The sequence below is a fragment of the Streptomyces sp. NPDC002306 genome (genome assembly GCF_053593435.1).
On sequence record NZ_JBSFCK010000001.1, the window covers coordinates 551,717 to 567,806 of the forward strand.

15 protein-coding genes are annotated in these 16,090 nt (G+C 72.0%); 6 read left to right on the forward strand and 9 right to left on the reverse strand.

The genetic code is table 11. The features are described 5' to 3' along the window. Positions 1 to 16: 16 nt before the first annotated feature. The 7 genes from ACWCQK_RS02380 to ACWCQK_RS02410 all read right to left on the reverse strand — a co-directional run bounded on the left by ACWCQK_RS02380 (position 17) and on the right by ACWCQK_RS02410 (position 7,739). The gene (locus tag ACWCQK_RS02380) at positions 17 to 1,036 is read right to left on the reverse strand and encodes an ABC transporter permease (protein WP_451150964.1); all 1,020 of its coding nucleotides are present in this window, start codon (positions 1,034 to 1,036) and stop codon (positions 17 to 19) included. Next, complete coding sequence (locus ACWCQK_RS02385) at positions 1,033 to 2,550, reverse strand: sugar ABC transporter ATP-binding protein (RefSeq protein WP_451150966.1); 1,518 nt, start codon at positions 2,548 to 2,550, stop codon at positions 1,033 to 1,035. The genes ACWCQK_RS02380 and ACWCQK_RS02385 overlap by 4 nt, the downstream gene beginning before the upstream one ends. Before the next feature lie 238 nt (positions 2,551 to 2,788). After that, positions 2,789 to 3,970, reverse strand: a complete 1,182-nt coding sequence (locus tag ACWCQK_RS02390; protein WP_451150968.1) for an ROK family protein — start codon at positions 3,968 to 3,970, stop codon at positions 2,789 to 2,791. A gap of 388 nt (positions 3,971 to 4,358) precedes the next feature. Further along, positions 4,359 to 5,036, reverse strand: a complete 678-nt coding sequence (locus ACWCQK_RS02395; RefSeq protein ID WP_451150970.1) for a GntR family transcriptional regulator — start codon at positions 5,034 to 5,036, stop codon at positions 4,359 to 4,361. Between the two features lie 153 nt (positions 5,037 to 5,189). Further along, a complete protein-coding gene (locus ACWCQK_RS02400) occupies positions 5,190 to 6,137 on the reverse strand; it encodes a beta-ketoacyl-ACP synthase III (RefSeq protein ID WP_451150972.1) in 948 nt (315 codons plus the stop codon). Between the two features lie 164 nt (positions 6,138 to 6,301). After that, positions 6,302 to 6,439: an MFS transporter small subunit gene (locus ACWCQK_RS02405; protein ID WP_451150974.1), complete on the reverse strand. Its 138-nt coding sequence runs from the start codon at positions 6,437 to 6,439 to the stop codon at positions 6,302 to 6,304. After that, on the reverse strand, positions 6,405 to 7,739 hold the full coding sequence (locus ACWCQK_RS02410) for an OFA family MFS transporter (RefSeq protein WP_451150976.1): 1,335 nt from the start codon (positions 7,737 to 7,739) through the stop codon (positions 6,405 to 6,407). Before ACWCQK_RS02410 ends, ACWCQK_RS02405 begins: the two co-directional genes overlap by 35 nt. 214 nt (positions 7,740 to 7,953) lie before the next feature. Between ACWCQK_RS02410 and ACWCQK_RS02415 the strand changes: the two genes are divergently transcribed. The 5 genes from ACWCQK_RS02415 to fdhD are packed head-to-tail and all read left to right on the forward strand — an operon-like array spanning position 7,954 to position 14,395. Continuing rightward, entirely contained in the window at positions 7,954 to 8,925 is a 972-nt protein-coding gene (locus tag ACWCQK_RS02415) for a 2-dehydropantoate 2-reductase (protein WP_451150978.1), read from the forward strand. Further along, positions 8,922 to 10,847, forward strand: coding sequence for a molybdopterin oxidoreductase family protein (locus tag ACWCQK_RS02420; protein WP_451150980.1), 1,926 nt, complete (start codon positions 8,922 to 8,924; stop codon positions 10,845 to 10,847). The genes ACWCQK_RS02415 and ACWCQK_RS02420 overlap by 4 nt, the downstream gene beginning before the upstream one ends. A gap of 4 nt (positions 10,848 to 10,851) precedes the next feature. Beyond that, on the forward strand, positions 10,852 to 12,684 hold the full coding sequence (locus tag ACWCQK_RS02425; RefSeq protein ID WP_451151778.1) for an NADH-ubiquinone oxidoreductase-F iron-sulfur binding region domain-containing protein: 1,833 nt from the start codon (positions 10,852 to 10,854) through the stop codon (positions 12,682 to 12,684). Continuing rightward, complete coding sequence (locus ACWCQK_RS02430; protein WP_451150982.1) at positions 12,681 to 13,541, forward strand: 2Fe-2S iron-sulfur cluster-binding protein; 861 nt, start codon at positions 12,681 to 12,683, stop codon at positions 13,539 to 13,541. Before ACWCQK_RS02425 ends, ACWCQK_RS02430 begins: the two co-directional genes overlap by 4 nt. Before the next feature lie 5 nt (positions 13,542 to 13,546). Next, positions 13,547 to 14,395 carry a formate dehydrogenase accessory sulfurtransferase FdhD gene (gene fdhD, locus ACWCQK_RS02435; protein WP_451150984.1) on the forward strand — a complete coding sequence of 283 codons (849 nt, stop codon included), beginning with the start codon at positions 13,547 to 13,549 and terminating at the stop codon, positions 14,393 to 14,395. 117 nt (positions 14,396 to 14,512) lie between these two features. On the opposite strand, the gene ACWCQK_RS02440 is transcribed toward fdhD, so the two are convergent. Together ACWCQK_RS02440 and ACWCQK_RS02445 are read right to left on the reverse strand one after the other, a co-directional pair. After that, positions 14,513 to 15,058: an isochorismatase family protein gene (locus ACWCQK_RS02440; RefSeq protein WP_451150986.1), complete on the reverse strand. Its 546-nt coding sequence runs from the start codon at positions 15,056 to 15,058 to the stop codon at positions 14,513 to 14,515. A 19-nt stretch (positions 15,059 to 15,077) separates the two neighbouring features. Further along, positions 15,078 to 15,515 (reverse strand): MarR family winged helix-turn-helix transcriptional regulator, encoded by a 438-nt coding sequence (locus ACWCQK_RS02445; protein ID WP_451150988.1) that lies wholly within the window; start codon positions 15,513 to 15,515, stop codon positions 15,078 to 15,080. 103 nt (positions 15,516 to 15,618) lie between these two features. Between ACWCQK_RS02445 and ACWCQK_RS02450 the strand changes: the two genes are divergently transcribed. Beyond that, a complete protein-coding gene (locus tag ACWCQK_RS02450) occupies positions 15,619 to 15,759 on the forward strand; it encodes a hypothetical protein (protein ID WP_451150990.1) in 141 nt (46 codons plus the stop codon). Positions 15,760 to 16,090 lie beyond the last annotated feature (331 nt).

Sequence of the window (16,090 nt, forward strand, 5' to 3'; positions counted from 1 at the left end):
GCGGTGAACCCTTTCCTCAGGTCGTGCTCGCGGTTCGGCGTTGGACCAGCACGGCGGCGACGATGATCGCGCCCTTGGCGATCTGCTGGACATCGCTCTGCAGGTTGTTCAGGGCGAAGATGTTGGTGATCGTGGTGAAGATCAGGACACCGAGGACGGCGCCGGTGATGGTGCCGCGACCCCCGCTGAGCAGCGTGCCGCCGATGATCGCGGCGGCGATGGCGTCGAGTTCGTAGAGGTTGCCGTTGGTGTTCTGGCCCGAGCCGGACAGGATCACCAGCAGGAAGGCCGCGATGCCGCAGCACAGCCCGGACAGCAGGTAGAGGTACAGGCGCTGACGGCGTACGTCGATGCCGGCCAGCCGGGCGGCCTCCGCGTTGCCGCCGACGGCGACCGTGCGCCGGCCGAAGGTGGTGCGGTTGAGCAGCAGCCAGCCGATGATCGTCACGATCGCGAACACCAGGACGAGGGGTGGGACGCCCAGCACGTAGGAGTCCCGCTCGCCCAGCCTCAGGACGCCGTCCACCGTGACGATCTGGGTCCGGCCGTCGGTGATCTGGAGGGCGAGGCCGCGTGCCGAGGCCAGCATGGCGAGGGTGGCGATGAACGGCACCATCCCGCCGTACGCGATGAGCACTCCGTTGACCAGGCCGCAGCCGAGTCCGACGAGTACCGCGGTGAGCAGGATGCCGCCGAAGCCGAAGTCCTGGGTGGCGACCGTGGTCGCCCACACCGAGGCGAGGGCGACGATCGCGCCGACCGACAGGTCGATGCCGCCGGAGGTGATGACGAAGGTCATGCCGACGGTGACGACACCGATCACCGAGGCCTGAGTGAGCACGAGTTGCAGGTTGCGGGTGTCGAGGAACTCGTCGGGCCTGGTGACGCCGCCGATGACGACCAGCGCGGCGAGCACGCCGAGGAGGGAGAGGGTGCGGACGTCGGCGCGGACCACGAGGGTGCGCCAGGCGGGACGGGCGCCGAGCGACGGCACCTTGTCGGTGCCGTCCCGCGGTGGGGAGACGGGTTGCGTCATGACGCCGGGCTTCCTTCCAGGACGAGGTCGAGTACACGGTGTTCGTCGAGCTCGCGGGCGGGTGCCGTGTGCACGACGCGGCCCTCGCGGAGCACCAGCACCCGGTCGGCGAGACCGAGCACCTCGGGGACCTCGCTGGAGACCAGGAGGACGGCCAGGCCCTCGTCCGCCAGTCGGCGGACCACCGCGTACAGTTCGGCGCGCGCGCCGACGTCGACACCGCGCGTGGGTTCGTCGAGCAGCAGCACCCGGCAGCCACGCAGCAGCCAGCGGGCCAGTACGGCCTTCTGCTGGTTGCCGCCGGACAGGGTGCGTACCGGCGCGGACGGGTTGTCGGGCCGCAGTGACAGCTCGCGGGTCGCCGCCCGGGCCGCGCGCTGCTCGGCCCGCCGGTCGATCCAGCCCCCGCGGGCGAAGCGGGCGAGCGAGGAGACGGACACGTTGCGGGTGACGCTCTCCAGCATCAGCAGTGCCTGCGCCTTGCGCTCCTCGGGGGCGAGGCCGAGCCCGGCCCGCACGGCCGCGCGCACACTGCCGGGCCGCAGCGGGCGCCCGTCGACGCGGACCTGACCCGCCCCGGCCCGGCGGGCGCCGTAGATCGTCTCCAGGATCTCGGAACGCCCGGAGCCGACGAGACCCGCGAGTCCGACGATCTCGCCGGGCCGGACGTCCAGGTCGAGGGGGGCGAACTCGCCGTCCCGCGCCAGTCCCCGCACCTCCAGCACCGGGGTGCCGCGCGGCGGCGACGCGGGCCGCTCCGGGAAGACGTACTCGACGTCGCGTCCCGTCATCAGCGCCACCACCTCACGCGTCGGCGTGGTCTTCGCGGGCAGTCCGCCCGCCACCGCCCGCCCGTCCTTCAGAACGGTCACGCGGTCGCCGATGCGGCGGATCTCCTCCAGCCGGTGCGAGATGTAGACGACGGCCACCCCGGCGGCGGTGAGGTCGCCGACGATGCGGAACAGGTTGTCGACCTCGTCCGGGTCCAGGGCGGCGGACGGCTCGTCCATGACGATCAGCCGTACGTCGTGCGAGAGCGCCCGCGCCATCGACACGATCTGCCGCTGCGCCGCCGGCAACTCACCGACGAGGCGGGCCGGATCGATCTCCGGATGCCCGAGCCGGGTGAGCAGCGCGGCGGTCGAGGCGCGCGCGGCCCTGCCCCGGACCACAAATCCGGCGGCCGTGGGTTCATGGCCGAGGTGGACGTTCTCGGCCACCGACAGGTGTTCCACCAGGTCGAGTTCCTGGTAGATGGTGGCGATGCCGAGGCGCATCGCGGCGCTGGGCGAGCGCAGGGTGACCGGCTCGCCGCGCCAGATCACGGTGCCGTCGTCGGGCTGGTGCGCACCGGACAGGATCTTGATGAGGGTCGACTTGCCGGCGCCGTTCTGGCCGAGCAGGCAGTGCACCTCAGCGGCCTGGACGTCGAGGTCGACGCCGTCGAGGGCCCGGACGCCGGGGAAGGTTTTCGTGATGCCGGACATGCTGAGCAGCGGTGGTTCTGGTGCCATGGTGGTTCCCCTCGGCGGACGTGCGGGCCGGTTTCAGGGCAGGGCGGAGCCGGGCGTCGTGCGGGTGAGGCCTACGCGGGTGTGGTGGAGCGGTGCGAAGTGGAGCGGTGCGGGGTGGAGCGGGCGCGCTGGTGCGGGGTGCGGGGTGCGGGGTGCGGTGGAGCGTGCGTGGTGCGGAGTGGAGCGGTGCGGTGTGTGCGGGGTGGAGCGGTGCGGTCCGTGCTGGTGCGGTGTGTGCTCAGGCGGGTGAGAACAGGTGGTCGCTGATGAGCCGGGCCGCGCCGATGACACCGGCGGTGGGGCCCAACTCCCCCAGCACGATGGGAAGGTTGCCGGTCGCCAACGGCAGTGACTGGCGGTAGACCTGGGTGCGGATCGCGGCGAGCAGGGTGTGCCCGACTCCGGTCACCCCGCCGCCGATCACCACCAGGCCGGGGTTGAAGAAGCTGACCAGGCCGGCGATCACCTGGCCGGTGCGGTTGCCGCCCTCGCGGATCAGGTCGAGCGAGGTGGCGTCCCCGGCGGCGGCCGCGGCCGCGACGTCCACCGCGGTGAGACCGCCGTTGGCCTCCAGCCGGGCGGAGAGCTCCGCCGACAGGCCCTGACGAGCGGCTTGCAGGGCGTCGCGGGCGAGTGCCGCGCCGCTGAAGTGGGCTTCCAGGCATCCCCGGTTGCCGCAGGCACACGGATGTCCGTCGGACACCGCCTGGATGTGCCCGATGTCGCCGGCGCTGCCCGTCGTGCCGCGGTAGACCTGACCGCCGACGACGATGCCGCAGCCGATTCCGGTGCCGATCTTGACGCAGAGGAAGTCGGCCACGGTGCGGGCGACGCCCGCGTGCTGCTCCCCCATCGCCATCAGGTTCACGTCGTTGTCGACCATGACAGGGCAGCCGAGGTCCTGGCTGAGCGCCTCCCGCACCGGGAAGCCGTCCCAGCCCGGCATGATCGGCGGCGCGACCGGGACGCCCTCGGGGAAACGGACCGGCCCGGGGACGCCGACCCCCGCGCCGTCGAAGCCCTCCGCGAGCCCCGAAGCTTTCAACTTGGCCGCCATGGACAGCACTTGCTCGAAGACCGCGACCGGTCCCTCGCGTACGTCCATGGGCTGGTTGAGGTGTCCGAGGATCTCCAGTTCGGCGTTGGTGACGGCGACGTCGACCGAGGTCGCGCCGATGTCGACGCCGAGGAACCGCAGGTTGGGGGCGAGCCGGACGTTGTGCGAGCGGCGGCCGCCGCGCGAGGCGGCGAGTCCGTCGGCCACGACCAGGCCCGTCTCCAGCAGTCGGTCCACCTCCACGGCCAGCTTGGACCGGGACAGGTCGACCTGATCGCCCAGCTGCGCCCGGGAGTTGGGACCACCGTCGCGCAACAGCTTGAGCAGCCGGGCCTGATGGGCGTTCGCGGGTCGCGCGGTCATGCGTCTCACGTACCCCTCCCCGCCTTGGCTCGGCCTCTGGTGTCGGGCTTTCGAGGGGAACGTAGCAGCGGCCGCCGAACCTGGGAAGAAGCTGTGCACGGATTGCCGCACACTTTCCCCACTGACAGGACAAAGACGAGCCGAACGCCACCGTGGGCCGACCGCGGGGCCACAGAACCGGGGATGCCGGGCTCAGGCTCAGGACTCAGGTCCCGGACCGGGCAACACCCCAACGCGGGCTCAGGACTCGGCGCTCAGACCCAGCAACACCCCGCGCGGACTCAGCGCTCAGCGCTCAGACCCCGCAACACCCGTGCGGAGTCAGCGCTCAGACCCAGCAACACCCCGCGCCGGCTCAGGGTCGGACCGAGCAACACCCCACGCGGCCTCAGGATTCAGCGCGGGCGTGGTACGAGCGCCGGGTGTGCTCCGTGTGCCGGCGCATGAGTTCGGTGGCCTTCTGCTGGTCGCCCTCCGCGATCGCGGCGATCAGGTCCCGGTGCTCGATCCACGACTGCTGACCACGCTGCCGGGCGACCGGCGTGTAGTACCAGCGCACCCGCCGGTCGACCTGGGCCGCGAGTTCGGCGAGGACCGCGTTGCCCGCCAGCTCCATGATCTTCGCGTGGAAGCGGGCGTTGAGGGTGACCGCCGCGTCCACGTCGTCGGAGGCGACCGCCCGCAGCCCCTGCTCCAGCAGCTCCTCCAGGGCCGCGATGCCGGCGCTGTCGGGGTCCGCCGCGGCCAGCCGGGCCGCCTCGGCCTCCAACAGGGTGCGCACGGTGAGGAGTTGGTCGGCCTCCTCCTCCGTCGGCTCGTGCACGAAGGCGCCCTGCGCGGGCCGCAGGTCGACCCACCCCTCGGTGTTGAGCCGTTGCAGCGCCTCACGCACCGGCTGGCGGGAGACGCCGAGGTGCCCGGCGAGCTCGCTCTCGACCAGGTGCTGGCCGGGCTGGAGGGCGCGCGTGGTGATGAGTTCGAGCAACGCCTCGTAGACCCGGTCGCGCAGCGGTCCGGGCCGCTCCAGTTTGGGCACCGCCCCCTGCGGCAGTCCTGTCGACAACATCGCGGTCCCCCTCCTCGGCGGCCCGTGCGCGGCACCCACGACGCCGGTGTGGATTGGTTTTCGTCTACAGTCTACGGCGCTCGGGGGCCGCCGGGACGGCGAGATGACGTCATCCCCACACGAGTGACCCGGGTGAGGGCTCGGCGTCAGGGCTCACGGACAGCGCACGACCTGCCCCGCGTACGACAGGTTTCCGCCGAAGCCGAACAGCAGCACCGGGTCTCCCGAGCCGATCTCGCCGCGCTCGACCAGCTTGGAGAAGGCCAGCGGGATGCTCGCCGCGGACGTGTTGCCGGACTCGGTCACGTCGCGGGCCACGACGGCGTTGACCGCGCCGATCTTCCCGGCCAGGGGTTCGATGATGCGCAGGTTCGCCTGGTGCAGGACGACGGCGGCGAGGTCCTCGGGGGTGAGCCCGGCCCGCTCGCAGGCCTGGCGGGCGAGCGGCGGCAACTGGGTGGTCGCCCACCGGTAGACGCTCTGCCCCTCCTGCGCGAACCGCGCGGGCTGCCCCTCGATGCGCACGGCGTGCCCCATCTCGGGCACCGACCCCCACAGCACGGGCGCGATGCCCGGCTCCTCGTCCGCCGCGCAGGCCTCGACCACGGCGGCCCCCGCGCCGTCGCCGACGAGTACGCAGGTGGTGCGGTCCGTCCAGTCGGTCACCTCGGACATCTTGTCGGCGCCGATGACCAGGGCGCGGGTCGCGGCGCCCGCGCGGACGGTGTGGTCGGCGGTGGCGAGGGCGTGGGTGAAGCCGGCGCACACCACGTTGACGTCCATCGCGGCGGGCGAGGGGATGCCGAGCCGGGCGGCGACCCGGGCGGCCATGTTCGGGGAGCGGTCGACGGCCGTGGACGTGGCGACGAGGACCAGGTCGATGTCGCCGGGCGTCATGCCGGCGGCGGCGAGCGCCTTGGCGGCGGCGTGCGCGGCCAGCTCGTCGACGGGTTCGTCGGGGCCTGCGATGTGCCGGGTCCGGATACCCACCCGGGACCGGATCCACTCGTCACTGGTGTCGACCATGCCCGCCAGTTCCTCGTTGGTGAGCACCCTGGCGGGCTGGTAGTGGCCGACGGCGGCGATGCGCGAGCCGTGCATGGGGGGTCCCCTCGTTGCCGTGAGTAGCGGGATCCTCCAGTCTGATCAGTGACTCACGGGTACGGGGAAGGGTGATGCCACAGGAATCCCGGGCCGGGGTTGTCGGCTTCTGTCAGGCCCTCGGACGTCCGCCCACCTGGGGAACACGTATCCCGGGCGGGGCGTCAGCCGGTGAACAGCTTCGTGGCCTTCTGTACGAGCTCGTACAGCCCGTAGGCGAGCGGCGCGCTCACCCACAGCCACGCGAAGGCGATGAGCCCCCGCCGGTCAGGCGGACTCTGGCTGCTGTCGTGATCCGACATCGGCGGCCTTTCTCGGGGCGGGGATGTGGTGACGCTCGTGGACGGGCCGGACGAATTCGTTGGCGACGAGTCCGATCACGAGGAGCCCGATCATGATGAAGAACGACAGTCCGTACAGGGCGGAGCCGTGCTTGCCGGCCTCCTCCTGACGGTCGGCGATCCAGTTCACGATCAGCGGTCCGAGGACGCCGGCCGTGGACCAGGCGGTGAGCAGCCGGCCGTGGATGGCGCCGACCTGGTAGGTGCCGAACAGGTCCTTCAGATAGGCGGGGATCGTCGCGAAGCCGCCGCCGTAGAAGGAGAGGATCACCAGCGCGCACAGGACGAACAGCGGCTTGGAGGAGTCGCCGAACAGCGCGATCATCGCGTACATCACGGCACCGACACCGAGGTAGACGCGGTAGATGTTCTTGCGCCCGATCAGGTCGGAGGTCGACGACCAGCCGATACGGCCGGCCATGTTGGCCGCCGAGAGCAGGGCGACGAAGCCGGCGGCCGCCGTCGCGGAGACCGGGGTGGAGGTGTCGGCGAAGAAGTCCGCGATCATCGGGGCGGCCTTCTCCAGGATCCCGATGCCGGCCGTCACGTTCATGCAGAGCACGATCCACAGGCACCAGAACTGGGGCGTGCGCACGGCACTGCGCGCCGACACCTGGACGCCCTCGACCACGCTGGGCGCCGTCGCCACGGGCTTCTCACCGCGCGGCACCCGCACCAGCAGCACACCGAGCAGCATGAACACCGCGTACGAGAGTCCGTGCACGAGGAACGCGAGCGCGATCCCGGAGCTGTCGGAGCCGAACGACTCCAGCATCTGCGCCGACCACGGCGAGGCGATGAGCGCGCCTCCGCCGAAGCCCATGATGGCGATGCCGGTCGCCATGCCGGGCCGGTCCGGGAACCACTTGATCAGTGTGGAGACGGGCGAGATGTAGCCGATGCCCAGGCCGATCCCGCCGACGAAGCCGTAGCCGAGGACGATCAGCCAGTACTGCTCGGTCGCGGCGCCGAGCGCGGAGATCAGGAAGCCGGACGAGAAGCAGACCAGGGCCACGGTCATCGCCCAGCGCGGCCCGTTGCGCTCCACCAGCGTGCCGCCGAACGCGGCCGACAGGCCGAGCATCACGATGCCGAGCTGGAAGGGCAGGGCGCTCTGGGTGCCGCTGAGGCCGAGCGCGGATTCGAGGGGTGGCTTGAACACGCTCCAGGCGTAGGCCTGGCCGATGGAGAGATGAACGGCGAGCGCGGCGGGCGGAACCAGCCAGCGGCTCCAGCCCGCAGGCGCGACGGGGGGACTCATGTGCCCGGACGGTAGGGAGGGACCGGGGAGAGGGGAAAGCGGGGCGTCGACAGTATGCGGTGAGCGGTATCCCGTGTGCGCTGAACGGTCATGGCGCAGACCCTTGCCCGGGCATCCTCCATACTGTAGACAATATTTCGTCGACACAAGGTGTCCCGCCGTCGACGCCCGCCTGCCTCCGCGGTACTCCCTCGACCGGACGGAGCGTTTTGACGTGAAAGTCGCAGTCCTCGGCGCCGGCGCGATCGGCGCCTACGTGGGTGCCGCACTCCACCGTGCCGGTGCCGACGTCCACCTCATCGCCCGTGGACCGCATCTGGCGGCCATGAGGCGGGACGGGGTTCGGGTGCTCAGCCCGCGCGGCGACTTCGTCGCCCGCGCCCACGCCACCTCCGACCCGGCCGAGGTCGGCCCGGTCGACTTCGTCTTCCTGGGCCTGAAGGCCAACTCGTACGCGGCGTGCGGGCCGCTGATCGAGCCGCTCCTGCACGACGGCACGGCGGTCGTGGCCGCCCAGAACGGCATTCCCTGGTGGTACTTCCACCGGCACGGCGGCCCCTACGACGGCCACCGCGTCGAGAGCGTGGACCCGGCCGGCGCGGTGAGCGCGGTGCTCGCGCCCGAACGGGCCGTCGGCTGTGTCGTCTACGCGGCGACCGAGCTGGAGGCCCCCGGTGTCGTACGGCACCTGGAAGGCACCCGGTTCTCCCTCGGCGAGCCCGGCCGCGGTGCTTCGCCGCGGTGCCTGGCGTTCAGCGAGGCCATGCGGGCCGGCGGGCTGAAGTGCCCCGTCGAGCCGGATCTGCGCAACGACATCTGGGTCAAGCTGCTCGGCAACATCTCCTTCAACCCGATCAGCGCCCTCGCCCGCGCGACCATGCGGCAGATGTGCCTGCACGGCGGCACCCGCAAGGTCATCGAGACGATGATGCGCGAGACGCTCACCGTCGCCGAGGCGCTCGGGTGCGAGGTCGGCGTCTCCATCGAACGCCGGCTCGCGGGCGCGGAACGCGTCGGCGACCACCGCACCTCCACCCTCCAGGACCTGGAGCGCGGCAAACCGCTGGAACTCGACGTCCTGCTCGCCGCCGTCGTCGAACTGGCGGAGATCACCGGCGTCGACGTGCCCACGCTGCGCACCGTGCACGCCATCTCGGACCTGCTCGCGCTGAGGAGCGCCGCATGAGGAAACGCGACCGGACCCCGACGACCTACACCCGCCTCACCCATCCGCTCGTCAGGGACTCCCGCGACGAGCCGTTCCGGCAGGCGACCTGGCAGGAGGCACTGGACCGGACGGCCAGGGGCCTGGCCGCGGCACGCGGCGCGTTCGGCCTGTTCTCCTGCGCCCGCGCGACCAACGAGACCAACTACGTGGCGCAGAAGTTCGCCCGGGTCGTGATGGGCACCAACAACGTCGACTCCTGCAACCGCACCTGTCACGCGCCGAGCGTCGCGGGCCTGTCGGCCGCGTTCGGCTCCGGCGGCGGCACGTCGTCGTACGAGGAGATCGAGCACACGGACCTCATCGTGATGTGGGGCTCCAACGCCCGCTTCGCGCACCCGATCTTCTTCCAGCACGCGCTGAAGGGGATCAGGAACGGCGCCCGGATGTACGCGGTCGATCCCCGGCGGACGAGTACCGCCGAGTGGGCGGAGAGCTGGCTCGGCCTCAACGTCGGCACCGACATCCCGATGGCGCACGCGATCGGCCGCGAGATCATCCACGCGGGCCTGGTCAACGAGACGTTCGTCGAACGGGCGACGAGCGGCTTCGAGGAGTACCACGCACTCGTCGAGCCGTGGACGCTGTCGCTCACCGAGAAGGTGACGGGCGTACCCGCCGCCGCCATAAGGGAGTTGGCGCACGCCTACGCCCGCGCGGAGCGCGCCCAGCTGTGCTGGACCCTCGGCATCACCGAGCACCACAACGGCACGGACAACGTCCGCGCGCTGATCAACCTCTCCCTGCTGACCGGCCACGTGGGCCGCCTCGGCTCCGGTCTGCAGCCGCTGCGCGGCCAGAACAACGTGCAGGGCGGCGGCGACATGGGCGCCATCCCCAACCGCCTGCCCGGCTTCCAGGACATCCTCGACCCGCGGGCGCGGCTGAAGTTCGAGTCGGCCTGGGACACCGTCGTCCAGCCGCACTACGGGCTGAACCTGACGGAGATGTTCGAGGCGATGGAGGAGGGCTCGCTGAAGGCCGTCTACTGCATCGGCGAGAACCCGGCGCAGTCGGAGGCGGACAGCGAACAGGCGGTACGGCGGCTGAGCGCCCTCGACTTCCTCGTCGTCCAGGACATCTTCCTCACGAAGACGGCACAACTCGCCGACGTGGTCCTGCCCGCCACCGCCGGCTGGGCGGAGACGGACGGCACGACCACCAACAGCGAGCGGCGGGTCCAGCGCGTGCGCCGGGCGGTCACCCCGCCGGGCGAGGCGCGCGAGGACATCGACATCCTCTGCGACCTGGCGGGCCGGCTCGGCCACGAGTGGAAGTACGCCGACTCCGAGGCCGTCTGGAACGAGCTGCGCTCGGTCTCGCCGGACCACTACGGGATGACGTACGAACGCCTGGCGGAGCACCAGGGCATCCAGTGGCCGTGTCCGAGCACCGACCGGATCGAACCGAGCTATCTGCACGGGCGGTTGTGGGAGCGGGATCCGGGACGGCGGGGACCGGCAGCGCCGTTCGGGCTGGTGCGGCACGATCCGCCGGTCGACCTCACCGACGAGGAGTACCCGGTCCGCCTGACGACCGGGCGGCGGCTCGACTCGTACAACACCGGTGTGCAGAGCGGGGGGTTCGCGTCCCCGCTGCGGCGCGGGGAGTACATCGAGCTGTGCCCGGAGGACGCCGAACGCTACGGCGTGGCGGTCGGCGAGGAGGTACGGGTGTCGTCGCGGCGCGGCGCGGTGGTCGCGCCGGTGTGGATCGACCTCGGCCTGCGCCCCGGGCTCGCGTTCATGACCATGCATTTTCCCGACGAGGTGGACACCAACCAGCTGACGATCGAGGCGAACTGCCCGATCGCGGGGACGGCGGAGTTCAAGGCGTCGGCGATCCGGATCGAGAAACTTCCGGTTGCGACCCAGGTGAGGTGATGTGGTGGACCTGCACTTCGGCGACAGCAAGCCCACGGACGAGGAGCGGGCGGCCGTCGACGCCCTGCTCGGCCCCGCGCCGTCCTCGTGGGAAGGAGCGGACCGCGACGAGATGCGGGCCGCGGACCTGCGGTGGGCGCGCGGCGGACGAGCGGCCCGGGACCGCCGCGACCTGCTGCTGCCGGGGCTGCACGCGATCAACGACCGGATCGGGTGGATCAGCGAGGGCGCCCTCGGCTACCTCTGCCGCCGGCTGACCGTGCCACCGGCGGAGGCGTACGGCGTCGCCACCTTCTACGCGATGTTCTCGGTCGCGCCCCGGCCCGCAACCGTGCTCCACGTGTGCACGGACCTCGCGTGCACGGCCGCCGGGGCGTCGCAGCTGTGCGCGGGCGTCGAGGCCGCGCTGGGCGTCGGCAGCGGGGTGAGCGTCGAGCGCGGTCCGTGCCTCGGGCTGTGCGAGCGGGCTCCGGCGGCGCTCGCGGTCCGGGCCGGGGATCCGGTGCGTACGGCCGTGTCGGCGCCCGCGACCGCGGCCGCGGCCGTCCTCGCGGCGCGCTCGCCCGACTCGGCGCCCGAGGAGCCGCCGGCCGAACGGGCGGTACCGCAGGCGGGGGACGCGTCCTTGACGCTGCTGCGCCGCGTCGGCGTGGTGGACCCCCGCTCTCTCGACGACTACCGCGCCCACGGCGGCTACACCGCGCTGCGCCGCGCGTTCGAGCTCGGTCCCGCCGGGGTCATCCGCGAGGTCACCGACTCCGGGCTGGTCGGGCGCGGTGGCGCCGCCTTCCCGACCGGCCGCAAGTGGCAGGCCGCCGCGTCCCAGCCCGATCATCCGCACTACCTGGTGTGCAACGCCGACGAGTCCGAGCCGGGCACCTTCAAGGACCGTGTGCTCATGGAGGGCGACCCGTACGCGCTCGTGGAGGCGATGACGATCGCGGCGTACGCGGTCGGCGCTCACCGGGGCTATCTGTATCTGCGCGGCGAATATCCGCGGGCGATCCGGCGGATGCGGCACGCCGTCGACCAGGCGCGCGCCCGCGGCCTGCTCGGCGACGACGTCCTCGGCCAGGGCTACGCCTTCGACATCGAGATCCGGCGAGGCGCGGGCGCGTACATCTGCGGCGAGGAGACCGCGCTGTTCAACTCCATCGAGGGGTACCGGGGCGAGCCGCGCGCCAAGCCGCCGTTCCCGGTGGAGAAGGGCCTGTTCGGCAAGCCGACCGTCGAGAACAACGTCGAGACCCTGGTCAACGTCCTGCCGATCCTGACCCTGGGCGCGCCCGCCTACGCGGCGATCGGGACCGGCGGGTCCACCGGCCCGAAGCTGTTCTGCGTGTCGGGCGGTGTGCGGCGCCCCGGCGTCTACGAGCTGCCCTTCGGCGCCACGCTCGGCGAGCTGCTCACCCTCGCCGGGGTGCGCGAGGGGCTGCGGGCGGTGCTCCTCGGCGGCGCGGCCGGCGGCTTCGTACGGCCCGACGAGCTGGACATCCCGCTGACCTTCGAAGGCACCCGGGAGGCGGGCACGACCCTGGGATCGGGCGTCGTGATGGCGTTCGACGACACGGTCCCGCTGCCCCGGCTGCTGCTGCGGATCGCGGAGTTCTTCCGGGACGAGTCGTGCGGGCAGTGCGTGCCGTGCCGGGTCGGGACCGTGCGCCAGGAGGAGGCGCTGCACCGGATCGTGGAGCGCACCGGCGCGGCCGCGGCCGACGACATCGCCCTGCTCAGAGAGGTCGGGCGCGCCATGCGGGACGCCTCGATCTGCGGTCTCGGACAGACCGCGTGGAACGCCGTGGAATCCGCCGTGGACCGACTGGGGGCGTACGAATGACCGTGACACCGCTGGGGATCCCCCGCCGTCTGCTGGAGTTCACGATCGACGGGGAGCCGGTGCGGGCGCCCGAGGGCTCGACCCTCCTGGACGCCTGCCGGGCGGCCGGGAAGGACGTGCCGACGCTCTGCCAGGGCGACACCCTCACCCCGAAGAACGCCTGCCGGGTCTGTGTCGTCGAGGTGGCGGGCTCGCGCACCCTGGTCCCGGCCTGCTCCCGGGCGGCGGAGCCCGGCATGGAGGTGCGCACCGACACCGAGCGCGCCCGGCACAGCCGGAAGATCGTCCTGGAGCTGCTGGCCTCGTCGGTCGATCTGTCGACGACCCCGGGGGTCGCCGAATGGCTCAAGGAGTACGAGGCGAAGCCGGACCGTTTCGGCCCCCGGGCGGCCCGGCTGAACGAGGAGCCGAGGGTCGACAACGACCTGTACGTGCGCGACTACGACAAGTGCATCCTCTGCTACAAGTGCGTGGACGCCTGTGGCGACCAGTGGCAGAACACGTTCGCGATCTCCGTGACGGGCCGGGGCTTCGACGCCCGGATCGCGGTCGAGCACGACGCGCCGCTCACCGAATCGGCGTGCGTGTACTGCGGCAACTGCATCGAGGTGTGCCCGACGGGCGCCCTGTCCTTCAAGTCGGAGTTCGACCGGCGGGCGGCGGGTACCTGGGACGAGTCGGCACAGACCGAAACGACCACGGTGTGCGCGTACTGCGGTGTGGGTTGCAACCTGACACTGCACGTGCAGGACAATGAGATCGTGAAGGTCACCTCGCCGCACGACAACCCGGTGACCCACGGCAATCTCTGCATCAAGGGCCGTTTCGGCTACCAGCACGTACAGAACCGGGACTGAGACACATGGGACGAGTCACGGAACGACGCAAGGTGATCCGGATCCGGGACGGGGTGGTCTCCAGCCGCCCGGACACGCTCGTCGCCGAGGAACCGCTGGAGATCAGGCTCAACGGCAAACCCCTCGCCATCACCATGCGCACCCCGGGCGACGACTTCGCGCTGGCCGCGGGGTTCCTGGTGAGCGAGGGCGTGCTGGCCGCCGCGTCCGATCTGCAGAACATCGTCTACTGCGCGGGCGCCACGGCCGACGGCTCGAACACCTACAACGTGGTCGACGTGCGGACCACGGCGGGCGTGGTCCTCCCCGACATCACCCTGGAGCGGAACGTCTACACGACCTCGTCGTGCGGGCTGTGCGGCAAGGCGAGCCTGGACGCGGTGCGTACGACGGCCCGCTTCCCCATCGCCGACACTCCCCCGGTCCGGGTGGACCCCGAACTGCTCGCGAGCCTCCCCGACCGGCTGCGCGAGGCTCAACGGGTGTTCGACCGGACCGGGGGTCTGCACGCGGCCGCCCTGTTCCGCGAGGACGGCGAGCTGCTCGACATCCGCGAGGACGTGGGCCGGCACAACGCGGTCGACAAGCTGGTCGGCCGCGCCCTGCAGAACGGCGATCTGCCGCTGTCGCGCGTGATCCTGCTGGTGTCCGGACGGGCCTCGTTCGAGCTGGCGCAGAAGGCGGTCATGGCCGGGATCCCGATGCTGGCGGCGGTCTCGGCGCCGTCGTCGCTGGCGGTGGACCTGGCCGCCGAGACCGGGCTGACCCTGGTGGGTTTCCTGCGGGGCAGTTCCATGAACGTGTACGCGGGTGAGAGCCGTATCGCTCTGCGGGCCGCGGCCGCCCAGGGCTGACCCGGCTCCCCGCGGCACGGCGGTGGGGCCCCGACCGGCGGGGAGCGCCCCCTGCGCCGCAGGGGCCCCGCCTCGGCCTCGTGCGTGACGCCCGCGCGGGCCCGGCGGCCCGGCCGCTCACCCCGCCAGGAAGCGCACCTCCGAGGCCCTCACCACGGTCCCCAGCCGGGGGAAGTCCAGCGTGACCGACGCCTCGTGCTCGGCGGCGGTGAACGCGGCCATGGCGTCCTCGACGAAGACGAGGTCGTAGCCGAGGTCGGCCGCCGCGCGGGCGGTGGACTCGACGCCGAGGTTGGTGGCGATCCCGCCGAACACCAGGGTGGTCACGCCCCGCTCGCGCAGCCGCTCGTCCAGGTCCGTGCCCTGGAAGCCGCCGATCGTCCGCTTCACGATCTCCAGGTCGCCGTCCGCGGCGAGACCGGCCGCCAGGCCGCTGCCCGGAGGCTGTTCGGTGATACCGGAGCGCTCGACGCGGATCAGGGCCACGGTCGCGCCGGCGGAGCGGAACCCGGCCGCCAACTCCTGCGCGACGGACAGGACTTCGGTCCCCTTGTGCGGACCCAGAGGCAGCGCGACGATGCGGTCCATCAGGTCGACGAGCACGAGGGCGCTGCGCGCGGGGTCGAGCGCGAGCCGGGGTTCGGAGGTCTGCGGTGCGTTCATGACGGAACGTTAGCCCGCGTCACACGTCCAGATCGGAAATCAGGATCAACAGGGACATGAACCGGTCGCGTTCGGCCGTCGGCAGGGGGGCGAGGAGCGTCTCGTTCGCCGTCCGCACCGCGGCCTCGCAGCGCCGCAGCAGCCGCTCGCCGTCGGGCGTGAGCGACACGGCGTTCTTACGGCGGTCCCCCGGATCGGGCGCGCGGACGACATGGCCCCCGGCCTGGAGGTCGTTGAGGACGCCGACCAGGTCCTTGGGATCGAGTCCGACGGCGCGGCCGAGGTCGGCCTGGGCCACGGGGGCGAGGTCCCGCACGGCGGAGAGCACCACGTGGTGCCACATCCTCACGCCCTCCGCCGCCAGCGCCTCGGCGACCAGGACCCGGCCCCGGGCGGCGGCGCGGCCGAGGCGCCAGCTGGCGAGGGAGCGGATCGCGGAGAGCGGTGCTTCGGACATGGCGTCAGTTTAGCTAGGATTCATTGGACTTCCCCATGATACGGCGATACCGTTGGGACGCCCAATGAAGTCATGAGGATTCCCGACGATCCCTGGAGGTCGCATGCGCCGCGTTCGGTACGCGTCCACCGGCGGCCCCCTCGTGGTGAAGCCGCGCGGCACGGCCCGCGTCGCGGGCACCGCCCGAGCCACCACCAGGACAGATCTCATACGCCCCCTCGGCGCGGGCGAGCTGCCCGGCTAGGGCGCCGACGGTCGCGGCGAGCCCGTCGACCGACGCCCGGACGCCGTCCGCGGCAACCCCGCTCGACCCGTCGGCGCCCGCACTCGCGGACGGCTGACGCCGTACGGCCCGGGCGACGGGACACGGCGGGGCGGGACACGGCGAGGGCGCGCGAGGCCATCGCGGCGCGCGGCGCCCTCGGCAAGGTCGTCCCGATCCCCTGCCGCACGCTTCTTGTGGGGCACCGGAGGCCCCAACTAACGTCTGTGAAACACCCTTTGGGACATGGGATGTCCAGACCTCCAGATGTGCAGACGTATTGATGTCCAGACGCATGAAGGGCAGGTCGCAC

Bases quoted from the DNA above. Each gene is read 5' to 3' on its own strand.
- ACWCQK_RS02380 (WP_451150964.1), bottom strand. From the start codon at position 1,036: ATGACGCAACCCGTCTCCCCACCGCGGGACGGCACCGACAAGGTGCCG.
- ACWCQK_RS02385 (WP_451150966.1), bottom strand. From the start codon at position 2,550: ATGGCACCAGAACCACCGCTGCTCAGCATGTCCGGCATCACGAAAACC.
- ACWCQK_RS02390 (WP_451150968.1), bottom strand. From the start codon at position 3,970: ATGACCGCGCGACCCGCGAACGCCCATCAGGCCCGGCTGCTCAAGCTG.
- ACWCQK_RS02395 (WP_451150970.1), bottom strand. From the start codon at position 5,036: ATGTTGTCGACAGGACTGCCGCAGGGGGCGGTGCCCAAACTGGAGCGG.
- ACWCQK_RS02400 (WP_451150972.1), bottom strand. From the start codon at position 6,137: ATGCACGGCTCGCGCATCGCCGCCGTCGGCCACTACCAGCCCGCCAGG.
- ACWCQK_RS02405 (WP_451150974.1), bottom strand. From the start codon at position 6,439: ATGTCGGATCACGACAGCAGCCAGAGTCCGCCTGACCGGCGGGGGCTC.
- ACWCQK_RS02410 (WP_451150976.1), bottom strand. From the start codon at position 7,739: ATGAGTCCCCCCGTCGCGCCTGCGGGCTGGAGCCGCTGGCTGGTTCCG.
- ACWCQK_RS02420 (WP_451150980.1), top strand. From the start codon at position 8,922: ATGAGGAAACGCGACCGGACCCCGACGACCTACACCCGCCTCACCCAT.
- ACWCQK_RS02430 (WP_451150982.1), top strand. From the start codon at position 12,681: ATGACCGTGACACCGCTGGGGATCCCCCGCCGTCTGCTGGAGTTCACG.
- fdhD (WP_451150984.1), top strand. From the start codon at position 13,547: ATGGGACGAGTCACGGAACGACGCAAGGTGATCCGGATCCGGGACGGG.
- ACWCQK_RS02440 (WP_451150986.1), bottom strand. From the start codon at position 15,058: ATGAACGCACCGCAGACCTCCGAACCCCGGCTCGCGCTCGACCCCGCG.
- ACWCQK_RS02445 (WP_451150988.1), bottom strand. From the start codon at position 15,515: ATGTCCGAAGCACCGCTCTCCGCGATCCGCTCCCTCGCCAGCTGGCGC.
- ACWCQK_RS02450 (WP_451150990.1), top strand. From the start codon at position 15,619: ATGCGCCGCGTTCGGTACGCGTCCACCGGCGGCCCCCTCGTGGTGAAG.